The sequence below is a fragment of the Pseudomonas sp. GW821-FHT03E01 genome (assembly GCF_059420765.1).
In genome coordinates this window covers 13,008-35,743 of record NZ_JBWKUI010000026.1, presented here as the reverse complement: position 1 = coordinate 35,743, position 22,736 = coordinate 13,008, and the positions used below count along the sequence as shown (strand labels likewise).

The 22,736-nt window shown below is 60.1% G+C and carries 22 protein-coding genes and 1 other RNA gene; 4 read left to right on the top strand and 19 right to left on the bottom strand.

The features are described 5' to 3' along the window. The 14 genes from AC07VO_RS29065 to rsmI form a co-directional block, all read right to left on the bottom strand. Nucleotides 1-957, bottom strand: coding sequence for a D-alanine--D-alanine ligase (locus AC07VO_RS29065; protein ID WP_086946156.1), 957 nt, complete (start codon nucleotides 955-957; stop codon nucleotides 1-3). Beyond that, nucleotides 954-2,414: a UDP-N-acetylmuramate--L-alanine ligase gene (gene murC / locus AC07VO_RS29060; RefSeq protein ID WP_018930135.1), complete on the bottom strand. Its 1,461-nt coding sequence runs from the start codon at nucleotides 2,412-2,414 to the stop codon at nucleotides 954-956. The genes AC07VO_RS29065 and murC overlap by 4 nt, the downstream gene beginning before the upstream one ends. Further along, nucleotides 2,407-3,477: an undecaprenyldiphospho-muramoylpentapeptide beta-N-acetylglucosaminyltransferase gene (gene murG / locus AC07VO_RS29055; RefSeq protein ID WP_018930134.1), complete on the bottom strand. Its 1,071-nt coding sequence runs from the start codon at nucleotides 3,475-3,477 to the stop codon at nucleotides 2,407-2,409. Before murG ends, murC begins: the two co-directional genes overlap by 8 nt. After that, nucleotides 3,467-4,684 carry a putative lipid II flippase FtsW gene (gene ftsW, locus AC07VO_RS29050; protein ID WP_064616204.1) on the bottom strand — a complete coding sequence of 406 codons (1,218 nt, stop codon included), beginning with the start codon at nucleotides 4,682-4,684 and terminating at the stop codon, nucleotides 3,467-3,469. The genes murG and ftsW overlap by 11 nt, the downstream gene beginning before the upstream one ends. Further along, nucleotides 4,681-6,027, bottom strand: a complete 1,347-nt coding sequence (gene murD / locus AC07VO_RS29045; RefSeq protein ID WP_086946157.1) for a UDP-N-acetylmuramoyl-L-alanine--D-glutamate ligase — start codon at nucleotides 6,025-6,027, stop codon at nucleotides 4,681-4,683. Before murD ends, ftsW begins: the two co-directional genes overlap by 4 nt. A gap of 5 nt (nucleotides 6,028-6,032) precedes the next feature. After that, nucleotides 6,033-7,115, bottom strand: coding sequence for a phospho-N-acetylmuramoyl-pentapeptide-transferase (gene mraY / locus AC07VO_RS29040; protein ID WP_008016698.1), 1,083 nt, complete (start codon nucleotides 7,113-7,115; stop codon nucleotides 6,033-6,035). Beyond that, on the bottom strand, nucleotides 7,115-8,482 hold the full coding sequence (locus AC07VO_RS29035) for a UDP-N-acetylmuramoyl-tripeptide--D-alanyl-D-alanine ligase (RefSeq protein WP_028939846.1): 1,368 nt from the start codon (nucleotides 8,480-8,482) through the stop codon (nucleotides 7,115-7,117). Before AC07VO_RS29035 ends, mraY begins: the two co-directional genes overlap by 1 nt. Further along, nucleotides 8,475-9,938 carry a UDP-N-acetylmuramoyl-L-alanyl-D-glutamate--2,6-diaminopimelate ligase gene (locus tag AC07VO_RS29030; RefSeq protein WP_086946158.1) on the bottom strand — a complete coding sequence of 488 codons (1,464 nt, stop codon included), beginning with the start codon at nucleotides 9,936-9,938 and terminating at the stop codon, nucleotides 8,475-8,477. Before AC07VO_RS29030 ends, AC07VO_RS29035 begins: the two co-directional genes overlap by 8 nt. Next, entirely contained in the window at nucleotides 9,938-11,677 is a 1,740-nt protein-coding gene (locus AC07VO_RS29025; RefSeq protein WP_018930129.1) for a peptidoglycan D,D-transpeptidase FtsI family protein, read from the bottom strand. The genes AC07VO_RS29030 and AC07VO_RS29025 overlap by 1 nt, the downstream gene beginning before the upstream one ends. Next, nucleotides 11,677-11,970 carry a cell division protein FtsL gene (gene ftsL / locus AC07VO_RS29020; protein ID WP_003205353.1) on the bottom strand — a complete coding sequence of 98 codons (294 nt, stop codon included), beginning with the start codon at nucleotides 11,968-11,970 and terminating at the stop codon, nucleotides 11,677-11,679. The genes AC07VO_RS29025 and ftsL overlap by 1 nt, the downstream gene beginning before the upstream one ends. After that, complete coding sequence (gene rsmH / locus AC07VO_RS29015) at nucleotides 11,967-12,914, bottom strand: 16S rRNA (cytosine(1402)-N(4))-methyltransferase RsmH (RefSeq protein ID WP_370741162.1); 948 nt, start codon at nucleotides 12,912-12,914, stop codon at nucleotides 11,967-11,969. Before rsmH ends, ftsL begins: the two co-directional genes overlap by 4 nt. Next, the gene (gene mraZ, locus AC07VO_RS29010) at nucleotides 12,911-13,366 is read right to left on the bottom strand and encodes a division/cell wall cluster transcriptional repressor MraZ (protein WP_003205355.1); all 456 of its coding nucleotides are present in this window, start codon (nucleotides 13,364-13,366) and stop codon (nucleotides 12,911-12,913) included. The genes rsmH and mraZ overlap by 4 nt, the downstream gene beginning before the upstream one ends. A 354-nt stretch (nucleotides 13,367-13,720) precedes the next feature. Next, an RNA gene (gene rnpB / locus AC07VO_RS29005) (RNase P RNA component class A) lies at nucleotides 13,721-14,074 on the bottom strand. 76 nt (nucleotides 14,075-14,150) lie between these two features. Beyond that, complete coding sequence (rsmI, locus tag AC07VO_RS29000; protein ID WP_173861188.1) at nucleotides 14,151-15,056, bottom strand: 16S rRNA (cytidine(1402)-2'-O)-methyltransferase; 906 nt, start codon at nucleotides 15,054-15,056, stop codon at nucleotides 14,151-14,153. Between the two features lie 177 nt (nucleotides 15,057-15,233). Between rsmI and AC07VO_RS28995 the strand changes: the two genes are divergently transcribed. The 4 genes from AC07VO_RS28995 (at nucleotide 15,234) to AC07VO_RS28980 (ending at nucleotide 18,680) form a co-directional block, all read left to right on the top strand. Further along, nucleotides 15,234-17,045 (top strand): penicillin-binding protein activator, encoded by a 1,812-nt coding sequence (locus AC07VO_RS28995; RefSeq protein WP_086946159.1) that lies wholly within the window; start codon nucleotides 15,234-15,236, stop codon nucleotides 17,043-17,045. Continuing rightward, nucleotides 17,045-17,407 (top strand): YraN family protein, encoded by a 363-nt coding sequence (locus tag AC07VO_RS28990; protein WP_018930123.1) that lies wholly within the window; start codon nucleotides 17,045-17,047, stop codon nucleotides 17,405-17,407. The genes AC07VO_RS28995 and AC07VO_RS28990 overlap by 1 nt, the downstream gene beginning before the upstream one ends. A 104-nt stretch (nucleotides 17,408-17,511) precedes the next feature. Then, complete coding sequence (locus AC07VO_RS28985; RefSeq protein ID WP_008025961.1) at nucleotides 17,512-18,105, top strand: phosphoheptose isomerase; 594 nt, start codon at nucleotides 17,512-17,514, stop codon at nucleotides 18,103-18,105. Continuing rightward, nucleotides 18,102-18,680 (top strand): BON domain-containing protein, encoded by a 579-nt coding sequence (locus AC07VO_RS28980; protein ID WP_018930122.1) that lies wholly within the window; start codon nucleotides 18,102-18,104, stop codon nucleotides 18,678-18,680. The genes AC07VO_RS28985 and AC07VO_RS28980 overlap by 4 nt, the downstream gene beginning before the upstream one ends. 97 nt (nucleotides 18,681-18,777) lie before the next feature. Here AC07VO_RS28980 and AC07VO_RS28975 read toward each other — a convergent pair whose 3' ends face one another. The 5 genes from AC07VO_RS28975 to petA all read right to left on the bottom strand — a co-directional run bounded on the left by AC07VO_RS28975 (nucleotide 18,778) and on the right by petA (nucleotide 22,562). Beyond that, entirely contained in the window at nucleotides 18,778-19,191 is a 414-nt protein-coding gene (locus AC07VO_RS28975; RefSeq protein WP_064616201.1) for a ClpXP protease specificity-enhancing factor, read from the bottom strand. A 16-nt stretch (nucleotides 19,192-19,207) separates the two neighbouring features. Next, a complete protein-coding gene (locus AC07VO_RS28970; protein ID WP_007939828.1) occupies nucleotides 19,208-19,825 on the bottom strand; it encodes a glutathione S-transferase N-terminal domain-containing protein in 618 nt (205 codons plus the stop codon). Between the two features lie 150 nt (nucleotides 19,826-19,975). Beyond that, nucleotides 19,976-20,758: a cytochrome c1 gene (locus AC07VO_RS28965; RefSeq protein ID WP_018930120.1), complete on the bottom strand. Its 783-nt coding sequence runs from the start codon at nucleotides 20,756-20,758 to the stop codon at nucleotides 19,976-19,978. Then, nucleotides 20,758-21,969, bottom strand: coding sequence for a cytochrome b (locus AC07VO_RS28960; protein ID WP_018930119.1), 1,212 nt, complete (start codon nucleotides 21,967-21,969; stop codon nucleotides 20,758-20,760). The genes AC07VO_RS28965 and AC07VO_RS28960 overlap by 1 nt, the downstream gene beginning before the upstream one ends. Beyond that, entirely contained in the window at nucleotides 21,969-22,562 is a 594-nt protein-coding gene (gene petA, locus AC07VO_RS28955) for a ubiquinol-cytochrome c reductase iron-sulfur subunit (protein ID WP_007939825.1), read from the bottom strand. The genes AC07VO_RS28960 and petA overlap by 1 nt, the downstream gene beginning before the upstream one ends. Nucleotides 22,563-22,736 lie beyond the last annotated feature (174 nt).

Below are 22,736 nucleotides of genomic sequence, written 5' to 3'. Positions count from 1 at the left end.
TTACCCTCGTGGCTCGATGCTTGCGGCCAGAATCGCCAGAACCAGTTGCTGGAAATCCAGGCCGGCGGCACGGGCCGCCATTGGCACCAGACTGTGATCGGTCATGCCCGGTGCGGTGTTGACTTCCAGGAACCAGAACTGCCCGTCGGCGTCCTGCATCACGTCCGCCCTGCCCCAACCGGCGATACCCAGCGCCTCACAGGCTTTGGCCGTGAGGTCCATGAGTTCCTTTTCTTTGTCGCTGTCCAGGCCGCACGGAATGCGGTACTGGGTATCGTTGGCGATGTACTTGGCGTCGTAGTCGTAGAAACTGTGCGTCGTGCCCAGGGCAATCGGTGGCAACACCTGGTCACGCAGGGTGGCGATGGTGAACTCCGGACCGTGAATCCATTGCTCTACCAACACTTGCGAATCGTAGGTACTGGCCGCTTTCCATGCCTCGATCAACTCGGGCGCGGTCGTCACTTTGGCCATCCCGATACTGGAACCTTCATGGGCCGGTTTGACGATCAACGGGAAGCCCAGTTCCGTGGCCGCCGAAATACAATCGGCCTCGGAGCGCAGTACCGCGTGGCGTGGCGTTGGAATGCCGAGACTGTGCCAGACCTGCTTGGTACGCAGTTTGTCCATGGCCAGTGCCGAGGCCAGAATGCCGCTGCCGGTGTACGGAATTCCTGCGCATTCGAGCAGGCCCTGCATGCTGCCGTCTTCACCGCCACGACCGTGGAGGATGATGAAGGCGCGGTCGATTTTTTCGTTCAGCAAGCGTTGCAGCAGGTCATCGCCTACATCAATACCGAACGCGTCCACGCCGGCGCTTTGCAGTGCTTCGAGCACCGCGTTACCCGACTTCAGGGACACTTCACGCTCGGCACTCTTGCCGCCGAACAGCACGGCAACGCGACCGAAATCCTTCGGCGCTACAGTGGAGACGAGGTTGGCGTAAGCAGCAGTCATTTCAACTTCCCCTCTACCGGTGCGGCAACGGCCCCGGCGAACAACGGACTGTTCAACAGTTTGGGTGCGAGACCGCCGATATCACCGGCGCCCTGGCACAGCAGAATGTCGCCGGCACGCAGCAGCGGCTTGACGATCGGCGCGAGATCGATGCCGCGCTCGATGTAGATCGGGTCGAGCTGACCGCGCTGACGAATGCTGTTGCACAGTTTGCGGCTGTCGGCGCCCGGAATCGGCTCTTCGCCGGCCGGATAGACTTCCATCAGCAGCAGCACGTTGGCGTCGGCCAGCACATTGACGAAGTCGTCGTACAGGTCGCGGGTGCGGCTGTAACGGTGCGGCTGGTAGACCATCACCAGACGGCGCTCCGGCCAGCCACCGCGCACGGCTTTGATCACGGCCGCGACTTCGGTCGGGTGGTGACCGTAGTCGTCCACCAGCATCACGTTGCCGCCTTCGACCGGCAGTTCGCCGTACACCTGGAAGCGACGGCCAACACCCTGGAAGCCGGACAGGCCCTGGACGATGGCTTCATCGCTGACGCCTTCGTCGGTGGCGATGCAAATGGTCGCCAGCGCGTTCAACACGTTGTGGTTGCCCGGCATGTTCACCGAGACATCCAGCGGCTCGCGATCAGGGCGCAGCACGGTGAAGAAAGTCTGCATGCCTTGTTGGCGTACGTTGATGGCGCGTACGTCGGCGTCATCGCCGAAGCCGTAAGTGACCGTCGGACGCTTCACCAGCGGGAGGATTTCACGCACCACCGGATCGTCCAGGCACACCACCGCCAAACCGTAGAACGGCAGGTTGTGCAGGAACTCGACGAAGGTTTTCTTCAGCTTGTTGAAGTCGCCGTCGTAGGTCGCCATGTGGTCGGCGTCGATGTTGGTGACCACGGCCACCAGCGGCTGCAAGTGCAGGAAGCTGGCATCGCTTTCGTCGGCTTCGGCGATCAGGTAGCGGCTGGTGCCAAGCTGAGCATTGGTGCCCGCGGCATTCAGGCGGCCACCGATGACGAACGTCGGGTCCAGGCCACCGGCGGCGAACACCGAAGCGATCAGACTGGTGGTGGTGGTTTTGCCGTGGGTACCGGCGACGGCGATGCCGTGGCGGTAGCGCATCAGCTCGGCGAGCATCTCGGCACGCGGCACCACCGGAATCCGGCGTTCCAGCGCGGTCGCGACTTCCGGGTTGGACGTGTTGACGGCGCTCGACACCACCAGCACGTCGGCGGCTGCGGCATTCTCGGCACGGTGGCCGATGAAAATATGCGCACCAAAAGATTCCAGGCGCTCGGTCACCGGCGAAGCTTTCAGGTCGGAACCGGACACTTGATAGCCCAGGTTCAGCAACACTTCGGCGATACCGCACATACCCACGCCGCCAATTCCGACGAAGTGGATACGACGGATACGGCGCATTTCCGGTTGTGGCATGGCTTTCTTGTTCTCAACCATGGGCCACCTCAAGGCAAGTATCGACCACGTTACGAGTGGCATCGGGTTTGGCCAGGCGGCGTGCCGCGCTGGCCATGTCGTTGAGTCGTTGCGGTTGCATCAAGACCTCTGTCAGGCGAGCGGCAAGGTCCGCTGCGCCAGTCGTTCTTTGCGGCATCAGGAAGGCAGCGCCTTCACGGGCCAAATAATCGGCGTTGCGGGTCTGGTGATCGTCGATCGCGTGGGGCAAAGGCACCAGCATCGAGGGCAGACCGGCGGCCGCCAGTTCACTGATGGTCAGCGCTCCTGCGCGGCACACCACCAGGTCGGCCCAGCCATAGGCTTGGGCCATGTCTTTGATGAATGGCTGCACTTGCGCCTCGACGCCAGCCGCGCGATAGCGCTCTGCAGTCACTTCATCGTGGTTTTTGCCGGCCTGATGGAACACGTCCGGGCGCAGGTCGGGGGCGACTTGCGACAGGGCTTCAGGCAGCAACTTGTTCAACGGCTCTGCGCCCAGGCTTCCGCCCAGGATCAGCAAACGCGCCTTGCGACCGGCCAGGGCAGGTCGCGGTGTTTCGAGGAACAGCTCGGTGCGCACTGGGTTACCGGTGGTCCGACGGCTGTCCGACAGGGTAAAGGTGTCGGGGAACGCTTCACAGACTCGGGCGGCCAACGGCACCAGCAACCGATTGGCGGTACCGGCCACGGCGTTCTGCTCGTGAACGATGACCGGCACGCCGGCCAGTCTGGCTGCAACGCCGCCAGGGCCAGTCACAAAACCACCAAAGCCGACCACACAGACTGGCCGCAGCTGACGAATGATCGCCCGCGCCTGCCAGATCGACTTGAGCAACATGACCGGCGCCTTGAGCAGGGACAATTTGCCCTTGCCGCGCAAACCGCTGGCGTGGATCCGATGCAATTCAATACCGGCCGCCGGCACCAGATCGTTTTCGATCCCGCGGGGCGTGCCGAGCCAGTGCACGGTGTAGCCGCGGGCCTGGAACTCACGCGCACAGGAAAGTGCCGGGAACACATGGCCCCCGGTGCCGCCAGCCATGATCAGTACGTTAGCGCCCATGGTTCGGCTCCTCGGCGAAGTCGCTCTCATGGAATTCCATTTCTTCGCTGCCCAAATGGGTTCGACTCTCCCACTCGATGCGCAGCAACAAGCCAAGACAGGCACAGCAGATCACCAACGAACTGCCGCCATAACTGAGGAATGGCAGGGTCAGACCTTTGGTCGGCAACAGGCCGACGTTCACGCCGATGTTGATCAGGAACTGGCCGATCCACAGGAACGACAAGCCGTAAGCAACGTAGGCGGCAAAAAACTGTTTGGCTTTCTCGGCCCACAGGCCGATGTACATGCCACGAATACACACGAAGACGAACAGCGCCACCGTGCACAAGGAACCCACGGCCCCCAGCTCTTCAGCCAGCACCGAAAACACGAAGTCGGTATGGGCTTCCGGCAGGTAGAACTGTTTCTGCACGCTGTTGCCCAGGCCGACGCCCAGCCATTCGCCGCGACCGAAAGCGATCAAGGCCTGGGAGAGCTGATAGCCGGCACCGAACTGGTCGGCCCACGGATCGGCAAAGTTGGTCAGACGCGCCATTCGATACGGCTGCATCTGAATCAACAACACCACCGCCGCGACGGCCAGGACCACCATCAGGGAAAACCGGAACAGCCCGACCCCGCCGAGGAACAGCATCGCCGCAGCTGCCCCCATCATCACGACGGTGGCACCAAAGTCCGGCTCCATCAGCAACAGACCCGCCATTGGCAACAGCACGATGAACGGCTTGAAGAAGCCCATCCAGCTTTCACGCACTTCTTTCTGGCGACGCACCAGATAACCGGCGAGGTAGATCACCACGAACACTTTGGCGATCTCGGAAGGCTGAACGTTGAAGAAACTGAAGCCGATCCAGCGCATCGAACCGTTCACTTCCCGGCCGATCCCCGGGATGATCACCATCACCAGCAAGCCGAATGCACCAATCAACATCAGCCAGCCCAAGCGTTGCCAGGTGGCAATCGGAATCATCATGGTGACGACGCAGGCACCCAGGCCCAGCACAACGTAAACAAGGTGGCGAATCATGTAGTACAGGGCGCTGCCCGACTGCACCGCCCCCACCTCGGTCGATGCCGAGGCAATCATGATCAGCCCCAGGCCGAGCAGTGCCAGGCAACCGGCGAGCATCGGGAAATCGAGGTCGATACCGCGCCCGGTGATCAGCGGCGATGGATACGGCTTGATGATGTTTCTCAAGCTCATGCCAGATCCTCCACGGCGCGGACGAACTGGTGACCACGGTCTTCATAGTTCTTGAACATGTCGAAGCTGGCGCAGGCCGGCGACAGCAGCACCGCGTCGCCCTTTTCGGCGATGGCGCGGCATTGCTCGACCGCTTCGATCAGCGAGCCGACGCGAATCAGTGGCACGGCATCGCCGATGGCCTCATCGATCTTGTCGGAATCACGGCCCATCAAAATGACGGCGCGGCAGTTGGCCGCCACCGGATCATGCAAATCCTTGAATTCGGCGCCCTTGCCATCGCCACCGGCGATCAGCACAAGCTTGCCGTCGATGTCCGCCCCCAGGCCCTCGATGGCCGCCAATGCGGCGCCGACGTTGGTGGCTTTGGAATCGTTGTAGTAGCTCACGCCATCAAGGTCGCGGACCCACTGGCAGCGATGCTCGAGCCCGGCGAAATTGCGCAGGGCTGAAAGCATGGCGTCGAACGGCAGGCCGACGGCGTGGCCGAGCGCCAATGCCGCGAGGGCGTTGGACTGGTTATGCGCACCACGAACTTTCAGCTCGCGTACCGGCATCAGGTTCTGGAACTCGAAGGCCAGGTATTTCTCGCCGTTCTCTTCTCGAATGCCGAAGGCCTTGAAGTCGGGTTTGTTCAAACCGAAGGTCCAGCACGGCTGACCTTCACCCATCAGCGGACGGCTCAGGGCGTCCTGACGGTTGACCACAAACTGCCTGGCGCCCCGGAAGATCCGGTGCTTGGCCAAGTGATAGGCCGGCAGACCGCTGTAGCGGTCCATGTGGTCTTCACTGATGTTGAGCACGGTCGCCACTTCGGCGTTGAGCTGATCGGTGGTTTCGAGCTGGAAGCTCGACAGTTCCATCACGTACAGCTCGATGTCGTCGCTGAGCAAATCCAGCGCCGGCGTGCCGAGGTTGCCACCAACGGCAACACGCTTGCCGGCCGCAGCCGCCATCTCGCCGACCAGGCTGGTGACGGTACTTTTGGCGTTGGAACCGGTAATGGCGACAATCGGCGCTTTCGCGTTACGCGCGAACAGCTCGATGTCTCCGGACATTTTCACGCCACGGGCGGCGGCAGCCTGCAGGGCCGGGGTCGCCAGCGCCAGGCCGGGGCTCACGTAGAGCTCGTCGGCACGGCACAGGAATTCGACGTCCAGCTCGCCACAACGCACTTCCACGTGCGGATAGTCACGCTTGAGCGTGGCCAGTTCCGGTGGAGTTTCCCGCGTATCGGCGACAGCAAACGACACGCCCCGGTTCGCCAGGAAGCGAACCAGGGACATGCCGCTCTTGCCGAGGCCGACAACGATGCGGAAGTGGTCAGAAGCGATCAGAGACACTCGTTCTACCTCAGCTTCAGGGTGGCAAGGCCGATCAACACGAGAATCACGGTGATGATCCAGAAACGGACGATCACGCGCGGCTCGGGCCAGCCCTTGAGTTCAAAGTGGTGGTGAATCGGTGCCATGCGGAACACACGGCGACCGGTCAGCTTAAAGGAGGCAACCTGAATGACGACTGACAGGGTCTCCATCACGAACACACCGCCCATGATGAACAGGACGATTTCCTGACGGACGATCACTGCGATGGTGCCCAGGGCCGCACCCAGCGCCAGCGCGCCAACGTCGCCCATGAAGACTTGTGCCGGATAGGTGTTGAACCAGAGGAAGCCCAGGCCAGCACCGATCAAGGCGCCGCAGAACACAATCAGCTCGCCCGCGCCCGGTACGTAAGGAATCAGCAGGTATTCGGCGAACTTCACGTTACCCGACAGGTAGCAGAAGATCCCCAGGCCGCCGCCGACCATCACGGTGGGCATGATCGCCAGACCGTCGAGGCCGTCGGTCAGGTTGACCGCGTTGCTCGAGCCGACAATCACGAAATAGGTCAGGACGATGAAACCTGCGCCCAGCGGAATGCTGTAGTCCTTGAGCATCGGCAGGATCAGGGTGGTTTCCACCGGCGTCGCGGCAGTCATATAAAGGAAGATCGCCGCGCCCAGGCCGAACACCGACTGCCAGAAATACTTCCAGCGGCTCGGAAGGCCGCGGGAGTTTTTCTCGATGACTTTGCGATAGTCGTCAACCCAGCCGATGGCGCCGAACAGCAGGGTCACCAACAACACGACCCAAACGTAACGATTGGTCAGGTCAGCCCAAAGCAAGGTGCTGACGCCGATGGAGGAAAGAATCAGCGCGCCGCCCATGGTCGGGGTGCCCGACTTCGACAGGTGCGATTGCGGGCCGTCGTTGCGAACGGATTGACCGATCTGACGGTTCTGCAGAGTGCGGATCATCCACGGGCCATAGCACAGCGACAAGACCAGCGCGGTCAGTACACCGAGAATCCCGCGCAGGGTCAGGTACTGAAAGACCGCGAAGCCTTTGTAGAACTGTTGCAGATACTCCGCTAGCAGCAGCAGCATTAATGTTTCTCCAGACTGGTCCCGCACAAAGCGGCAACGATGTTTTCCATCGCAGCGCTGCGCGAGCCCTTGATCAAAAAGGTAGTGTTTGTGTCCTGCTCGGCTTCCAGGGCCTTGATCAGTTCAGCCTGTGTGCTGAAGTGAAAGGCCTGCTCGCCGAAAGCGTTCACGGCGTGAGCCATCATTGGCCCGACGGCGTAAAGCGCGGAAACCTTGCCGCGGGCGTAATCGCCCACATCGCGGTGCCCCTGCTCTGCCCACGCGCCCAACTCGCCGATATCCCCGAGCACCAAAACGGTGCGGCCGGAAAAGCCGGCGAGTATATCAACGGCGGCGCACATAGAGGTGGGGTTCGCGTTGTATGTGTCATCGATTACGCGCATGCCGTTAGGCGCCAGTTGCGCGACGGTGCGTCCCTTGACCGGTTGCACCGCGCCAAGGCCGGTGGCGATGCCGAACAGCGACACACCCAAAGCATGCGCGGCAGCGGCAGCGGCCATGGCATTGGCGACGTTATGGGTGCCGAGCAGATTCAGCTGAACCCGCTCCACACCTTCAGGGCTGTGCAGGTTGAACGCCGGGCAACCGCGGGCATCGCGATCCAGGTCGCTGGCATGGAAATCGGCGTTGACGTTGCTCAGGGCAAAAGTCAGCACTTTTCGACCGGCGGCACGGGTCTTCCAGATGTCGAAGGCCTTGTCGTCGAGATTCAGCACGGCGATGCCATCGGCATCCAGCCCTTCGAGAATCTCGCCCTTGGCTTCGACGATTTTTTCCGGCCCGCCGAACTCACCAACGTGGGCAGTCCCGGCGTTGTTGATGATGGCCACGTGGGGTTTGGTCATGGCGACGGTGTAGGCAATCTCGCCGATTCGCGAAGCGCCGAGTTCGATCACGGCGGCGGTGTGTTCCGGTGCCAGTTCGAGCAGGGTCAGCGGAGCACCGAGGTCATTGTTCAGGTTGCCACGGGTCGCCAGCACCGGACCGCGTGTGCGCAGGATGCTCGCCAGCATTTCCTTGACCGTGGTCTTGCCGCTGGAGCCGGTAACGGCCGCGACCGGCTGAGTGAACGCGGCACGGTTGATCGCACCCAACTGGCCGAGGGCCTGGCGGGTGTCCTTGACCAGCAGTTGCGGCAGCGAGCTGTCGGCCACTTCGCGCTCGACCAGTGCACCCACGGCGCCTTTGGCGGCGACGTCATTCAGGTAGTCATGGCCATCGAAACGCGGACCGGCCAGAGCAATAAACAGCTGGCCGGGCTTGATCGCGCGGCTGTCGATGCTGACACCATCGAAGCTGGCATCGACGGAGATCAGACGGGCATTCAGTGCGCCGGTCAGTTCGCTCAGTTTCAAGGCTTTAAGCATGGGCCACCTCCCACGCGGTCAGGGCATGATCGGCCTCGACCAGATCGGAGAAAGCGAGACGCTCACCGTTGATTTCCTGATAGTCCTCATGACCTTTACCGGCCAGGACAATCACGTCATCCGCCGAAGCGCTGGCGATCAACTGGGCAATCGCCTGGCCACGACCGGCGACGAAGGTGACTTTATCCACAGCGGTGAAACCGGCGCGGATGTCGTCGAAAATAGCGGCGGGGTCTTCGGTGCGCGGGTTGTCGTCGGTGACCAGCACACCATCGGCCAGGCGCTCGACCACTTCAGCCATCAGCGGACGCTTGCCGCGATCGCGATCACCGCCGCAACCGAACAGGCACAGCAACCGGCCTTTGGCGTGAGGACGCAGGGCCATCAAGACTTTTTCCAGCGCATCCGGTGTGTGGGCGTAATCGACCACCACCAACGGCTGAGTGCCGCCGCCCAGACGCTGCATGCGACCGGCCGGGCCTTCGAGTTTCGGCAGCACGTTGAGGATTTCGTCCAGCGTGTAGTCCAGACCGAGCAAGGCACCGACCGCGGCCAACACGTTGCTCAGGTTGAAACGGCCGAGCAAGGTGCTGCGCAAATGGTGTTCGCCCTGCGGCGTAACCAGCGTGGCGCGCACGCCTTCGTCACTGAACTGCGCTTCGCGGCAATACAGGTAAGCGCGGGAGTCTTCCAGGCTGTAAGTGATCAACCGCGACTCACCCTCATCAGCCGCCAGTTGCCGGCCAAAATCGTCGTCGAGGTTGACCACCCGGCACTTCAGATCATTCCAGGCAAACAACTTGGCCTTGGTTTCGCCATAGGCCTGCATGGTGCCGTGGTAATCCAGATGATCGCGCGACAGGTTGGTCATCACCGCCACATCGAAGGCCAGCGCGGTTACGCGGCCCTGATCCAGCCCATGGGAAGAGACTTCCATGGCCACGGCTTTGGCACCGGCCTTTTTCAGGTCGGCGAGGGTTGCTTGCAGCGCAATCGGGTTCGGCGTGGTGTGCAAGCCGCTTTCCAGCGCGCCATGGAAACCGGAGCCCAAAGTGCCAACGATACCGCAGTGTTGACCGAGCAAATCCAAGGCTTGCGCGACCAACTGGGTCACGCTGGTTTTACCGTTGGTGCCGGTCACGCCGATCAGGTTCATGTGACGGCTCGGGTCGCCGTAAAAGCGCCCGGCGATATCCGACAGCTGCGCCGCCAGGCCTTTGACCGGAATCAGCGGCACGTCGGTAATCGGCAGCACGGTCGCGCCTTCGACTTCATAAGCCACGGCGGCAGCACCGCGCTGCAAGGCGTCGGCGATGTGCGCACGACCGTCGAACTTGCCACCAGGGACCGCAAGGAACAAATCACCTGCCCGTACGTTACGGCTGTCCAGCGCCAATTCGCGGATCAATAGATCATGGCCGGCGTGGGCGAAAATCTTGTTCAGGCTCAGCGACATCAGCCGCGCCCTCCATTAGCTTTCAGCGGAACGACCGGTGCGGCGTTCGCTTGTTGAGTGGCTGGCAGGTTGTCCGGGGTGATGTTCATCAGGCGCAAGGTCCCGGACATCACTTTGCTGAACACCGGCGCCGATACCAGACCACCGAAGTAACCGGCCTTGGTCGGTTCGTCGATCACCACCACGATCGCGTAACGCGGGTCGCTCATCGGGCCGAAACCGGCGAACAGCGAGCGGTAGGAGTTCTCGGCGTAGCCTTTGGTTCCGACCGACGTCTTACGCGCAGTACCCGACTTGCCGCCCACGTGATACGCCGGCACCTGCGCACGGAATACGCCGCGCGGGGCTTCGATCACTTGTTGCAGCATGCCTTGCATGGTTTTCGCGACGGCTTCCGGCAGCACCTGAGTGGTTTGCGGCGCCTTGTCGGTTTTGATCAGGGTCAACGGCGCGAGGCGACCATTGTTAGCCAGGGCCGAGAAGGCGTGGACCAACTGGATCGCGGTCACGGAAATACCGTAGCCGTAGGACAGCGTGGCGGTTTCAGCCTTGCGCCATTCGCGGTAGTTCGGCAGGTTGCCGACGCGCTCACCCGGGAAACCCAAGCCGGTGTCCTGGCCGAGGCCAACTTTCTGTGCCAGACGGAAAATCGTTTCGCCGCCGATATCGAACGCGACCTTACTCATGCCGACGTTACTGGAATTGATCAGGATACCGGTCAGGTCGAGCACCGGACCTTCGGTCTTGGATACGTCCTTGATGGTGTATTTACCAATCTGCAAACTGCCCGGGTACACCTCAACGGTGTCGCTCGGTTTCCAGCGCCCGGTTTCAATCGCGGCGCTCATGGAGATCGCTTTCATGGTCGAACCCGGCTCGAACACGTCGATCATCGCGCGGTTGCGCATCATCGCCGGTTGCAGGTTGCGACGGTTGTTCGGGTTGTAGGTCGGCTGGTTGACCATGGCGAGAATCTCGCCGGTCTTCACGTCCATGATCACCAGGCTACCGGCCTTGGCGCCGTTCTCGATGATCGCGTTGCGCAGTTCGCGGTTGGCCAGGTATTGCAGGCGCAGGTCAATGGACAACGCCAAGGGCTTGCCGGCCTTGGCGTTTTTGGTGACCTGGACATCTTTGATCAGCCGGCCGCGCCGGTCCTTGATGACCTGTCGCTTGCCGGGCACCCCGGCCAGCCATTCGTCGTAGGCCAGCTCGACGCCTTCGCGTCCGTGATCGTCGATGTCGGTAAAGCCGACCATGTGGGCGGTGACTTCACCCGCCGGGTAGAAACGCCGGAACTCTTCGATGCCATAAACGCCCGGCACTTTCAGATCGAGCACAGCCTGGCCCTGCTCAGGGGTCAGCCCGCGCACCAGGTAGATGAATTCTTTGTTGGCCTGGGCTTCGAGACGTTCGGCCAGGGCTTTGGGATCCTGCCCCAAGGCAGCCGCCAGTGCCGGCCATTTCTCTTTGGCCAGCTGCATTTCCTTGGCGTTGGCCCACAGGGTGGTGACCGGGGTACTCACGGCCAACGGCTCGCCGTTACGGTCGGTGATCAGACCACGGTGAGCCGGGATTGGAATATGACGAACACTGCGCGCGTCGCCCTGACCTTTAAGGAAGTCACGGTCGACCACTTGCAGATCAATGATGCGCCAGGAAATCGCCACCACCATGATGCCGAGCAAGCCCAGCACCAGACGGAATCGCCACGGGAAAAGTGCACCTTCGAGTTTCATCATGGCGCCACCATCTGCACTTCAGCAGCGCCAGGAATGCGCATCTTCAGTTGTTCGGTCGCCAACACTTCGATACGGCTGTGGGCGGTCCAGGTACTTTGTTCGAGAATCAACCGGCCCCACTCCGCCTGCGCCTTGTCGCGCACGCTCAATTCGTTGTACAGCGAATTCAACAGCTGACGGTTCCAGTGCGCGCTATAGGACACGCCGATGGCCGACACGAGCACACCGATAAACAGCAGCAGCATGAAAAAGCTTCCGCCGGGAAGTGGTTTGGCGAAAAGCTTGCTCACCGCAGTTTCTCCGCGACGCGCATGATGGCGCTACGGGAACGTGGGTTGGCTTTGAGTTCGGCCTCGGAGGCGGACTGCGCTTTGCCATGGACTTTGATTTTCGGTTCGAAGGCGACGTGACGGACCGGCAAGTTGCGCGGCAGGTTGTCGGCTTCGCCTTTCACCAGTTTACGCATGAACAGTTTGACGATGCGGTCTTCCAGCGAGTGGAAGCTGATCACCACCAGGCGACCGCCGACTTCCAGGCACTCCAGAGCGGCTTCGAGACCGGCTTCCAGATCGCCCAGCTCGTTGTTGACGTGAATACGCAGCCCCTGGAATGCACGGGTGGCCGGGTTCTTGCCCTTTTCCCATGCAGGGTTGGCGACTTTCAGCACTTCTGCCAGATCGGCAGTGCGCTCGAACGGCTTGATGTCGCGACGTTCGGCCACGGCACGCGCCATGCGGCCGGAGAAACGTTCTTCGCCGTATTCCTTGAACACCCGGGCGATTTCCTCCACCGGCGCGGTATTGACGAACTCGGCGGCGCTGATCCCGCGGGACGGGTCCATTCGCATGTCCAACGGGCCGTCGTTGAGAAAACTGAAGCCGCGCTCAGGGTCGTCGAGCTGAGGCGAAGACACGCCCAGGTCAAGCAGAACACCGCTGACCTTGCCGGTCAGACCGCGTTCGGCGACTTCCGAACCGAGCTCGGCAAAGCTGCGCTGTACAACGACAAAGCGGCCGTCTTCGGCCGCTAGCGTTTGCCCGGTGGCAATCGCTTGAGGATCTTTGTCGAACCCGAGCAACCGACCATCGGGCCCGAGCTTGCTGAGAATCAACCGGCTATGTCCGCCGCGTCCGAACGTGCCGTCCAAATAGCAGCCATCAGGACGTACGGCGAGAGCCTCGACGGCTTCGTCAAGCAGTACGGTGATGTGGTTAAAGCCGCTATCAATAGTCACAGGATCAAATCACGCAGTTCATCAGGCATGGCGCCCGGTTGTTGAATAGCAGCCAGGTCAGCGGCAGAAACCGCATTCCAGGCATCCTCGTCCCACAATTGGAACTTGTTCAGTTGGCCTACCAACATTGCGCGCTTATCCAACTTGGCATATTCGCGAAGACGCGGCGGGACCAGAAAACGACCACTGCCATCGAGCTCGAGGTCGACGGCATTACCAATCAGTAAACGTTGCAGGCGGCGGTTTTCTTCGCGAAGCGAAGGCAGTGCACGCAGTTTGGTTTCGATAATTTCCCACTCATCGAGGGGATAAACACACAAACACGGATCAACGGCATCGATGGTGACGATTAATTGACCGGAACTACGCGAAACGAGCTCGTCACGGTACCGGCTCGGCATGGCGAGACGGCCCTTTGCATCGAGACTGATAGCGTTAGCTCCGCGAAACACGTCAGCGTTTCTCCAAATATTAGCGTTTTGCGCTCAAAAAACCCACTTCATGCCACTTTCCGCCACTTGCGCACACTATAGGAATGCGCCCACCACACCGTCAAGGCGCGGATAGAAGGAAAAGCCTTACAGAACGGAGATTTAGGAGTGTAAAAGGAGGGGAAACGAGAATCTGGCGGATGAATTCGTTCAATAACTTGAATCAGCACAGAAGGCTGCGTTCAGAAGTTAAAGTAGTTTGTTAAGAGTAAGATTTTTTCGGTATTACAAAAGCGCTTCTGCTATTGATTCAGCAGGGAGGGAAACTGCCATTACGCATATCGCTGCCAATGATTGAAGCAGAGAGAAAAAAAGGTGGAGAGTCGATCTGTAAGCCGGGTTCTGTCTTGAACAGTCATTCGTCTACGATGGCCATCACTGGACATCTTTAGCAACCTACCCGGTCCCAGCGCGGGCCACGCCTTGGGACCCTATTTGGTCTTGCTCCAAGTGGGGTTTACCTAGCCACGAACTGTTGCCAGACGTGCGGTGCGCTCTTACCGCACCTTTTCACCCTTACCGGCGCCGAAGCGCTTAGGCGGTTATTTTCTGTGGCACTTTCCGTAGGCTCACGCCTCCCAGGCATTACCTGGCACTTCGCCCTATGGAGCCCGGACTTTCCTCCCCCCCCTAATTTTCATAGAGGGCAGCGACTGTCCGATCGACTCTCCGCCGCGAAGATTAACGGCAGAGCGGTCGAAGAACAAGCTCTAAAAGCCTCTGGCCGGCGCTGCGCGTCGCTTTTTTACTCGCCCTTCTGCTTATCCAGCGCAACCTGATAGAGCACATTCTTGCGCTCGCCAGTAATTTGCGCCGCCAATGCCGCCGCACGCTTGAGCGGCATTTCTTCAAGCAGCAGATTGAGAATACGCATGGCTTCGCTGCTGACAGCGTCCTCAGTCTCGGGAGCAGACCAGCCAGCGACCAGCACTACGCACTCGCCGCGCTGCTGGTTGCTGTCCGATTCGACGAACTCGCGCAGCTCGGCCAGCGGCAAGCCTTTAAGGGTTTCGAAGGTCTTGGTCAACTCGCGCGCCAGCAATGCCGGACGATCGGCGCCGAATACCAGCTCCATGTCTTGCAGGCATTCAAGGATGCGGTGTGGAGCCTCATAAAAAATCAGCGTGCGCGGCTCTTCTTTTATCAGTTCCAGGCGAGCGCGTCGGCCGACAGCCTTGGCCGGTAGAAACCCTTCGAAGATGAAACGGTCCGATGGCAACCCCGCCGCCGAGAGCGCCGCAATCAATGCACAGGCCCCCGGAACCGGCACCACATTGATCCCTGCGGCACGGGCCTGACGCACCAGGTGATAACCCGGATCGGAAATCAGCGGTGTCCCGGCATCGGAGATCAATGCCACATCGTCGCCAGCGAGCAAGCGAGTGATAAAGCGACTGCCTTCATCCCTCTCGTTGTGTTCATGGCAGGCCGCCAGCGGCGTGGGGATACCGAAGTGCTGCATCAATCGCTGGGAATGGCGAGTGTCTTCGGCAGCAATCAACGAAACCTCGCGCAGGATCTTCAGCGCACGCGCACTGAGGTCGTCCAGGTTGCCGATGGGCGTCGCCACCACATAAAGCGAGCCAGCAGCGGAATTCAAAGCACCTGGAGCAGTCAAAGCGCACACCTCATGATCGGTAAAAGCCGCCATTGTAGCGCGTAGCGACATTCGCGATACCTGCAAGCAACCCTCGGTTTTCCAGCCTTTTGTGCAGTGTCGCAACATTTGCATGAGCTAAATTGATCGATTCACGCCAGTAACATCGCGCCCCGGCCAGCGCTTGGGTACAATTCCACGCTTATTTGATCGAGTATCAGGAACACTTACATGATCGCTTGCCTGCGGCTGTTCTCTGCCCTCTGCCTCGCTGCCTTGCTGGCGGCTTGCGCCAGCTCGCCCTCCTCCAGCCTTGGCGAACTTCCACGGACCCCGGATGCCAGTGTCGAGCAACTGCTCGAACAGGCCACTCAAAGTAAAACGCCGGACAAGGCAGCCTTGCTGCGCTTGAGCGCGGCAGACCTGGCTTATCGTCAGGGCAATGCCGGCCAATCCGCGCAAATTCTGCAACAAGTACCGATGGAACAACTCAAGCCTGGCCAACAGGTCTTCGCCAGCACCCTGGCGGCTGAATTGGCCATGGCGCGCAATCAGCCCAAAGCGGCGCTGACGGCCCTGAGCCATCCGAGCCTGCAACGCCTGAGCGAACTGCCAGCCGAACAACAGGTTCGCACCGGCACCGTCCATGCCCGCGCCCTTGAGGCCGACGGCCAGACCCTGGCCGCCGCACGGGAGCGCATTTTCATCGCCCCCATGCTGAGCGATCAAGCTGCGAGCAAAAACCACGAAGCGATCTGGACCCTGATCGCTTCACTGCCGACCGATCAATTGCAGCCGACCACCGACGACGACCTCGGCGGCTGGTTGAGCCTGGCCCGGGCAGTGAAAACAGCCGGCACCCTGGAACAGCAGCAAGCCGCGATCGACAACTGGCGCGCGAACAATCCAAAGCACCCGGCCGCCATCCAGTTGCCGCTGCCATTGACCAAACTCAAGGATCTGGCCAGCCAGCCCCTGAGCAAGATTGCCCTGCTGCTGCCGCAAGACGGTCCGCTGGCCTCAGTCGGCAAAGCATTGCGCGAAGGTTTCATGGCCGCACACTACCAGGCGCAACAAGCCGGGCAGAAGCCGCCAGCCATCGAGTTCTATGACAGCTCGCGCCTGACCTCCCTTGACGAGTTCTATCGCAAGGCCCAGGCCGACGGCGTGCAATTGGTGGTCGGGCCGCTGGAAAAACCGCTGGTCAAACAGCTCAGCGCTCGCCCGCAACTACCGATCACCACCCTGGCGCTGAACTACAGCGAAGGCGAACAAGGTCCGGCCCAGCTGTTCCAATTCGGCCTTGCCGCTGAAGACGAAGCCCGCGAAGTATCCCGTCGTGCGCGCGCCGATGGCCTGCATCGCGCCGCCATCATGGTGCCGAAAGGCGAATGGGGTGACCGCGTACTCAGAGCATTCAGCCAGGATTGGCAAGCCAACGGCGGCAGCATTGTCGCGACCGAGCGCGTCGACCAACCGGTGCAACTGGCCCAGCAAATTGCCGACATGTTCCAGCTGCGTCAGAGCGAAGGCCGCGCCAAGAGCCTGCAAAACACCGTTGGCTCACAGGTAGCCGCACAGCCTTCGCGTCGTCAGGACATCGAGTTCATCTTCCTGGCCGCGACGCCGCAACAGGCTCAACAGATCAAACCGACCCTGAACTTCCAGTACGCGGGTGACGTGCCGGTTTACGCCACCTCCCACGTGTTCAGCGCCAGCGGCGACCAGAACCAGTACAACGACATGAACGGTATTCGCTTCTGCGAAACCCCATGGCTGCTGGATGCCAACGACCCGCTGCGCAAACAGGTCACCGCACAATGGCCACAAGCCGCTGGCAGCCTGGGCCGTCTATACGCGATGGGCGTTGACGCCTATCGCCTGGCACCACGCCTGGGGCAACTCAAGGCCTTGCCGGACAGCCGCATCGAAGGTCAATCGGGCAGCCTGGGCATGACTCAGAATCAACGGGTCGTGCGTCAGTTGCCATGGGCAGAGTTCGTCAACGGTCAGGTTCAACGCCTGCCGGACACCTCGCACTGATGCCCGACAGGTCACGCCAGCAAAGCGGTAAGGATGCCGAGCGCCATGCGCTCGAGCATCTTCAGCAACAAGGTCTGCGCCTGCTGGCGCAGAACTGGTTATGTAAACGCGGCGAGCTTGATCTGGTCATGCTTGATGGCGATACAGTAGTATTCGTCGAAGTCCGCTACAGAAAAAACACCCAATGGGGTGGCGCGCTCGATAGCATCGATGGGCGCAAACGGCAGAAACTGATTTTCGCCGCGCAGTATTTTCTTCAGCGCGAGTCGCGTTGGGCCGATTCCCCCTGCCGCTTCGACGTGGTTGCCATCGACAGCAGCCTCGATCAGTTGAACTGGATGCAAAATGCCTTCGACTGCTGATCGCTTGCGCCCCGAACCGGACACCTACACCCAACACTTTTGCTCTTTGCTTTGCGGGCTGCACATTCATGTGCCAAGTAGCCGCGCTAATTAAGGTCACACAGATGGACATGCAATCCCGAATTCGCCAGCTTTTTCAGGCCAGTATCGACACCAAGCAAATGGCGATGGACGTACTTGCACCGCACATCGAGCAAGCCAGCCAGGTGATGGTCAACGCCCTGCTCAACGAGGGCAAAATGCTTTCGTGCGGCAACGGTGGCTCCGCCGGCGATGCACAGCACTTTTCGTCCGAGCTGCTCAATCGCTTCGAGCGTGAACGTCCGAGCCTGCCAGCCATTGCGCTGACCACCGACAGCTCGACGATCACCTCGATTGCCAACGATTACAGCTACAACGAAATCTTCTCCAAACAGATCCGCGCCCTCGGCCAGCCGGGCGACGTATTGCTGGCGATTTCCACCAGCGGCAACTCGGCGAACATTATTCAAGCGATCCAGGCCGCACATGATCGCGAAATGATTGTCGTAGCATTGACGGGTCGCGATGGCGGCGGCATGGCATCGCTGCTATTGCCTGAAGACGTCGAGATTCGCGTACCGGCCAATGTCACTGCACGTATTCAGGAAGTCCACCTGCTGGCGATCCATTGCCTTTGCGATCTGATCGACAGCCAACTGTTCGGGAGTGAAGAATGACCCCTAATCGCCTAAGCCTTCTGGCCTTGACCCTGTGCCTCGGCATCAGCGGCTGCACATCAGTGGTTAACGCCAGCCGTGAAGCGCCGATCGAAGATGACCGCGGTACGCGCACCTTCGGCAGCAAGATCGACGACTCTCTGATCGACACCAAGGTCGGCGTGAACATCGCCAAGGCCGATCCGGCCCTGGACAACGATTCGCACATCGTCGTAACCAGCTTCAACGGTGTTGTGTTGCTCGCCGGGCAAACCCCGCGCGCCGACCTCAAGGCCAAGGCCGAACAGGTCGCCGCCTCCGTTCAGCGCGTGAAGAAGGTGCACAACGAACTGCAAGTGCTGCAGCCCTCCTCGCTGCTGGCACGCCAGAACGACACCTGGCTGACCACCAAGATCAAGACTCAGATGCTCACCGACCCCTCCATCCCGGGCTCGCGCATCAAGGTTGTGACCGAGAACGGCATCGTTTATCTGCTCGGCCTGCTGACCAAGCAGGAAGCGGCGCAGGCGACCAATCTGGTGCAAGGCGTTTCTGGCGTGCAGAAGATTGTGAAGCTGTTTGAGTACATCGACTGATACTTGCTTACGCGATGGCATCCTTGAGATCGCCTTCGCCGGCAAGCCTGGCTCCAACAGTAATAAAAAAGGCGATCCTTGCGGATCGCCTTTTTTATTACTTCACCACCTTCAAACTGGGTCGACCGCTGGGACGCGGTGGCTCGCTGTCGGGTGGCGGGATATCATCATCCGGCTCGATGTCTTCCTCGTCCTCTAGCGGCGATTCCATATCGAACACCATGCCCTGGCCGTTCTCCCGAGCGTAAATGCCCAGGATCGACGCGATAGGCACGTACAGGGTGTGCGGCACGCCACCGAAGCGCCCTTCGAAACTGACCGCCTCGTTATCCATGTGCAAATGACGCACGGCTGCCGGGGATACGTTCAGGACAATCTGCCCGTCACTGGCAAAACCCTGAGGCACCTGTACCGACGGATACTCGGAATTGACCAGCATGTGCGGGGTGCAATCGTTGTCCACAATCCACTCGTAGAGCGCGCGGACCAGATAAGGTCGACTGGAGTTCATAGCGGCTCCTTAAGCCTTAGCGCATATCGCGTTCGACACCAGACAGACTCGCCTGGAAAGCCTCACGCGCAAACTGGCGCTCCATGTAATCAAGCAGCGGCTTGGCAGGCCGCGGCAGTTCTATACCCAAAATCGGCAATCGCCAGAGTATTGGTAGTAGGCAGCAATCCACCAGACTTTGTTCCTCACTGAGGAAAAACGGCTTGTCGGCGAATAGCGGCGACACGCCTGTCAGGCTTTCGCGCAGCTCTTTACGAGCCACCACGCGAGCTGCTTCCTTGGTCCGCGAATCCAGAATCAGATCCACCAGGCCACACCAATCACGCTGAATGCGATGAATCAGCAGGCGACTGTTGGCACGCGCCACAGGATAAACCGGCAGTAGTGGCGGATGCGGGTAACGCTCATCCAGATATTCCATCACCACGGTCGACTCCCACAACGCCAAGTCACGATCGACCAGGGTGGGCAGGCTTCCGTAAGGGTTCACTTCAATCAGTTTAGGCGGCTGACGACCAGCCTCCACGTAAATGATCTCGGCGCTGACACCCTTCTCTGCAAGTACGATGCGCACTCGGTGGGAATAGTGGTCGGCGGGGTCGGAGTAACAGGCCAACCGATTGGTCACGCCCATGGCGGTCCTCCTCGCTTGTTGAAATTATCGAAAACGGAAAAACACGCGCGCCCAGAGGGCGCCTCCCGTAACGCCTGGATCACCAGACTCGTTACACCTTCAGAGACGCCCCTGGGCGCGTGCGATTAACAGCAATGGCTTACAACGTTATCAATGGACGTCTTTCCAGTATTCACGCTTGAGCAAGTAAGCGAATACGAAGAAGAACGCCAGGTACAGCAACACATAGGTACCGATGCGCTGATGCTGCAGCTTCACCGGGTTGGCCGAGTAGGCCAGGAAGGTCACCAGATTCTTGACCTTCTCGTTGAACTGCTCTTCGGTCAGCGTGCCGGTTTTCGGCAATACGGTCAGTTGATCGCAGGCTTCATGAGTCAAAGCGGTGCCGGTCAGCGGATCGAACTGCTTCTTGCCGTCATCGACGACTTGAACCTGTTTACAGCCTACCACCTGGCGACCCTGCAAGCCGACCAGAACGTTAGGCATGCCGACGTTCGGGAACACCTTGTTGTTCACGCCCCATGGACGCGACGGGTCTTCATAGAACGAACGCAGGTAGCCATAGAGCCAATCTGTGCCACGAACGCGAGCCACCAGTGTCAGGTCGGGTGGCGCCGCACCAAACCAGGTCTTGGCGTCAGCCGGCTGCATGCCGATGCTCATGTGGTCGCCGATCTTGGCGCCAGTGAACACCAGCTTCTCGAGCATCAGCTCGTGAGGAATGCCCAGGTCATCGGCGACACGCTCGTAGCGCTGGAACTTGGCACTGTGGCAGCCCATGCAATAGTTGGCGAACGTACGTGCGCCATCCTGCATGGCAGCCTTGTCGGAAACGTCGATGTCGACTTTTTCCAGCTCTGGGCCGCCGTGTTCGGCCGCGAAGGACAGTGCTGGCAGAGCAGCAAGAATCAGTACAGCAAATAGTTTTTTCATCAGCCAGTCACCCTTTCCGGAACCGGTTTGGTCTTCTCGAGCCTGGTGTAGAACGGCATCAGAATGAAGTAGGCGAAGTACAGGAAGGTACAAACCTGCGACAGCAACGTACGTTCCGGGGTAGGCGCCATGACGCCCAGCCAGCCAAGAATCACGAAGGAGATGCAGAATACCCAGAGCCAGATCTTGCTCAGCCAGCCCTTGTAGCGCATGGACTTGACCGGGCTACGGTCAAGCCAGGGCAGGACGAACAGCAAGGCAATCGAAGCACCCATGGCAACAACACCCAGGAGCTTGTCCGGAACTGCCCGCAGAATCGCGTAGAACGGCGTGAAGTACCAGACCGGAGCGATGTGCTCAGGGGTCTTGAAGGCGTTCGCCACTTCAAAGTTCGGCTTCTCGAGGAAGTAGCCGCCCATTTCCGGGAAGAAGAACACGATCGCACAGAAGATGAACAGGAACACCACCACGCCGACGATATCTTTCACGGTGTAGTACGGATGGAAAGCAATGCCGTCCAGCGGTACGCCGTTTTCGTCTTTGTGTTTCTTGATGTCCACGCCGTCCGGGTTGTTCGAACCCACTTCGTGCAACGCCAGAATGTGCAGCACCACCAGGCCAAGGATCACGATCGGCAAGGCAACCACATGCAAGGCGAAGAAACGGTTCAGGGTAATACCGGAAATCAGGTAGTCACCACGGATCCACTGGGTCAGGTCGTTTCCGATGACCGGGATCGCACCGAACAGCGAGATGATCACCTGGGCGCCCCAGTAGGACATCTGGCCCCACGGCAGCAGGTAACCCATGAAGGCTTCAGCCATCAGCGCCAGGTAGATCAGCATGCCGAACACCCACACCAGCTCACGCGGCTTCTGGTACGAACCGTAGAGCAGGCCACGGAACATGTGCAGATAAACCACGATGAAGAACGCCGAAGCGCCAGTGGAGTGCAGCAGACGCAGGATCGAGCCGTACTCGACGTCGCGCATGATGTATTCGACGGAAGCGAATGCTTCTTCCGCCGACGGGGTATAGCTCATGGTCAGCCAGACACCGGTAACGATCTGGTTGACCAGAACGAGCAGCGCCAGGGAGCCAAAGAAATAGAAGAAGTTGAAGTTCTTCGGGGCGTAATACTTGCTGAGATGGTCTTCCCACATTTTGGTCGCGGGGAAGCGCGCATCAACCCAATCCATGAACTTGCTCATCACGCTTTCTCCGTATCGACGCCAACGACAATGATGTCATCGGTCTCATAGGAATGCGGGGGAACTGGCAGGTTCAAAGGCGCGGGTTGCGACTTGTAGACGCGGCCAGCCAAATCGTAGTGGGAACCGTGGCAAGGGCAGAAGTAGCCCCCGACCCAATCCTTGCCCAGATCGGCAGGTGCCACTTCTGGACGGAAGGTCGGCGAGCACCCCAGGTGAGTGCAGATACCGATCAGCAGCAGGACTTCTGGCTTGATCGAACGCGTCTGCGGGTCGACATAGGTCGGTTGCGTCGAGTTCTTGGAGGCGGGGTCAGACAGCTGGCCCTCAATCTTTTTCAGATTCCCCAGGATTTCCTCGGTACGGCGGACGATGAACACCGGCTGGCCGCGCCACTCAGCAATCATTTGCTGGCCTGGCTCGATTTTGCTGACATTCACTTTCACCGGTGCACCTGCGGCTTTCGCCTTGGCACTGGGAAACCATGACCCCACGAACGGGACCGCAGCCCCCACCGCTCCTGCAGCACCCACCACGGATGTGGCTGCTACCAAGAAGCGACGCCGGCCTGCATTCACGCCGTCATTGCTCATTCAGTCCTCTCCCATCAGCTTTGTGGCCTGTTAAATCAGGCGTCTACTAAGTAAAAATCTGAACTTATAAAAATTTTGCCGAATGGTAATGAAAAGCCCCAATTCTGACAAGGTAATTACCGAAGGGCTCCACTGCCAAGCCTTGTAGTATAGGGCCTCTGCGGATGTGGCAAG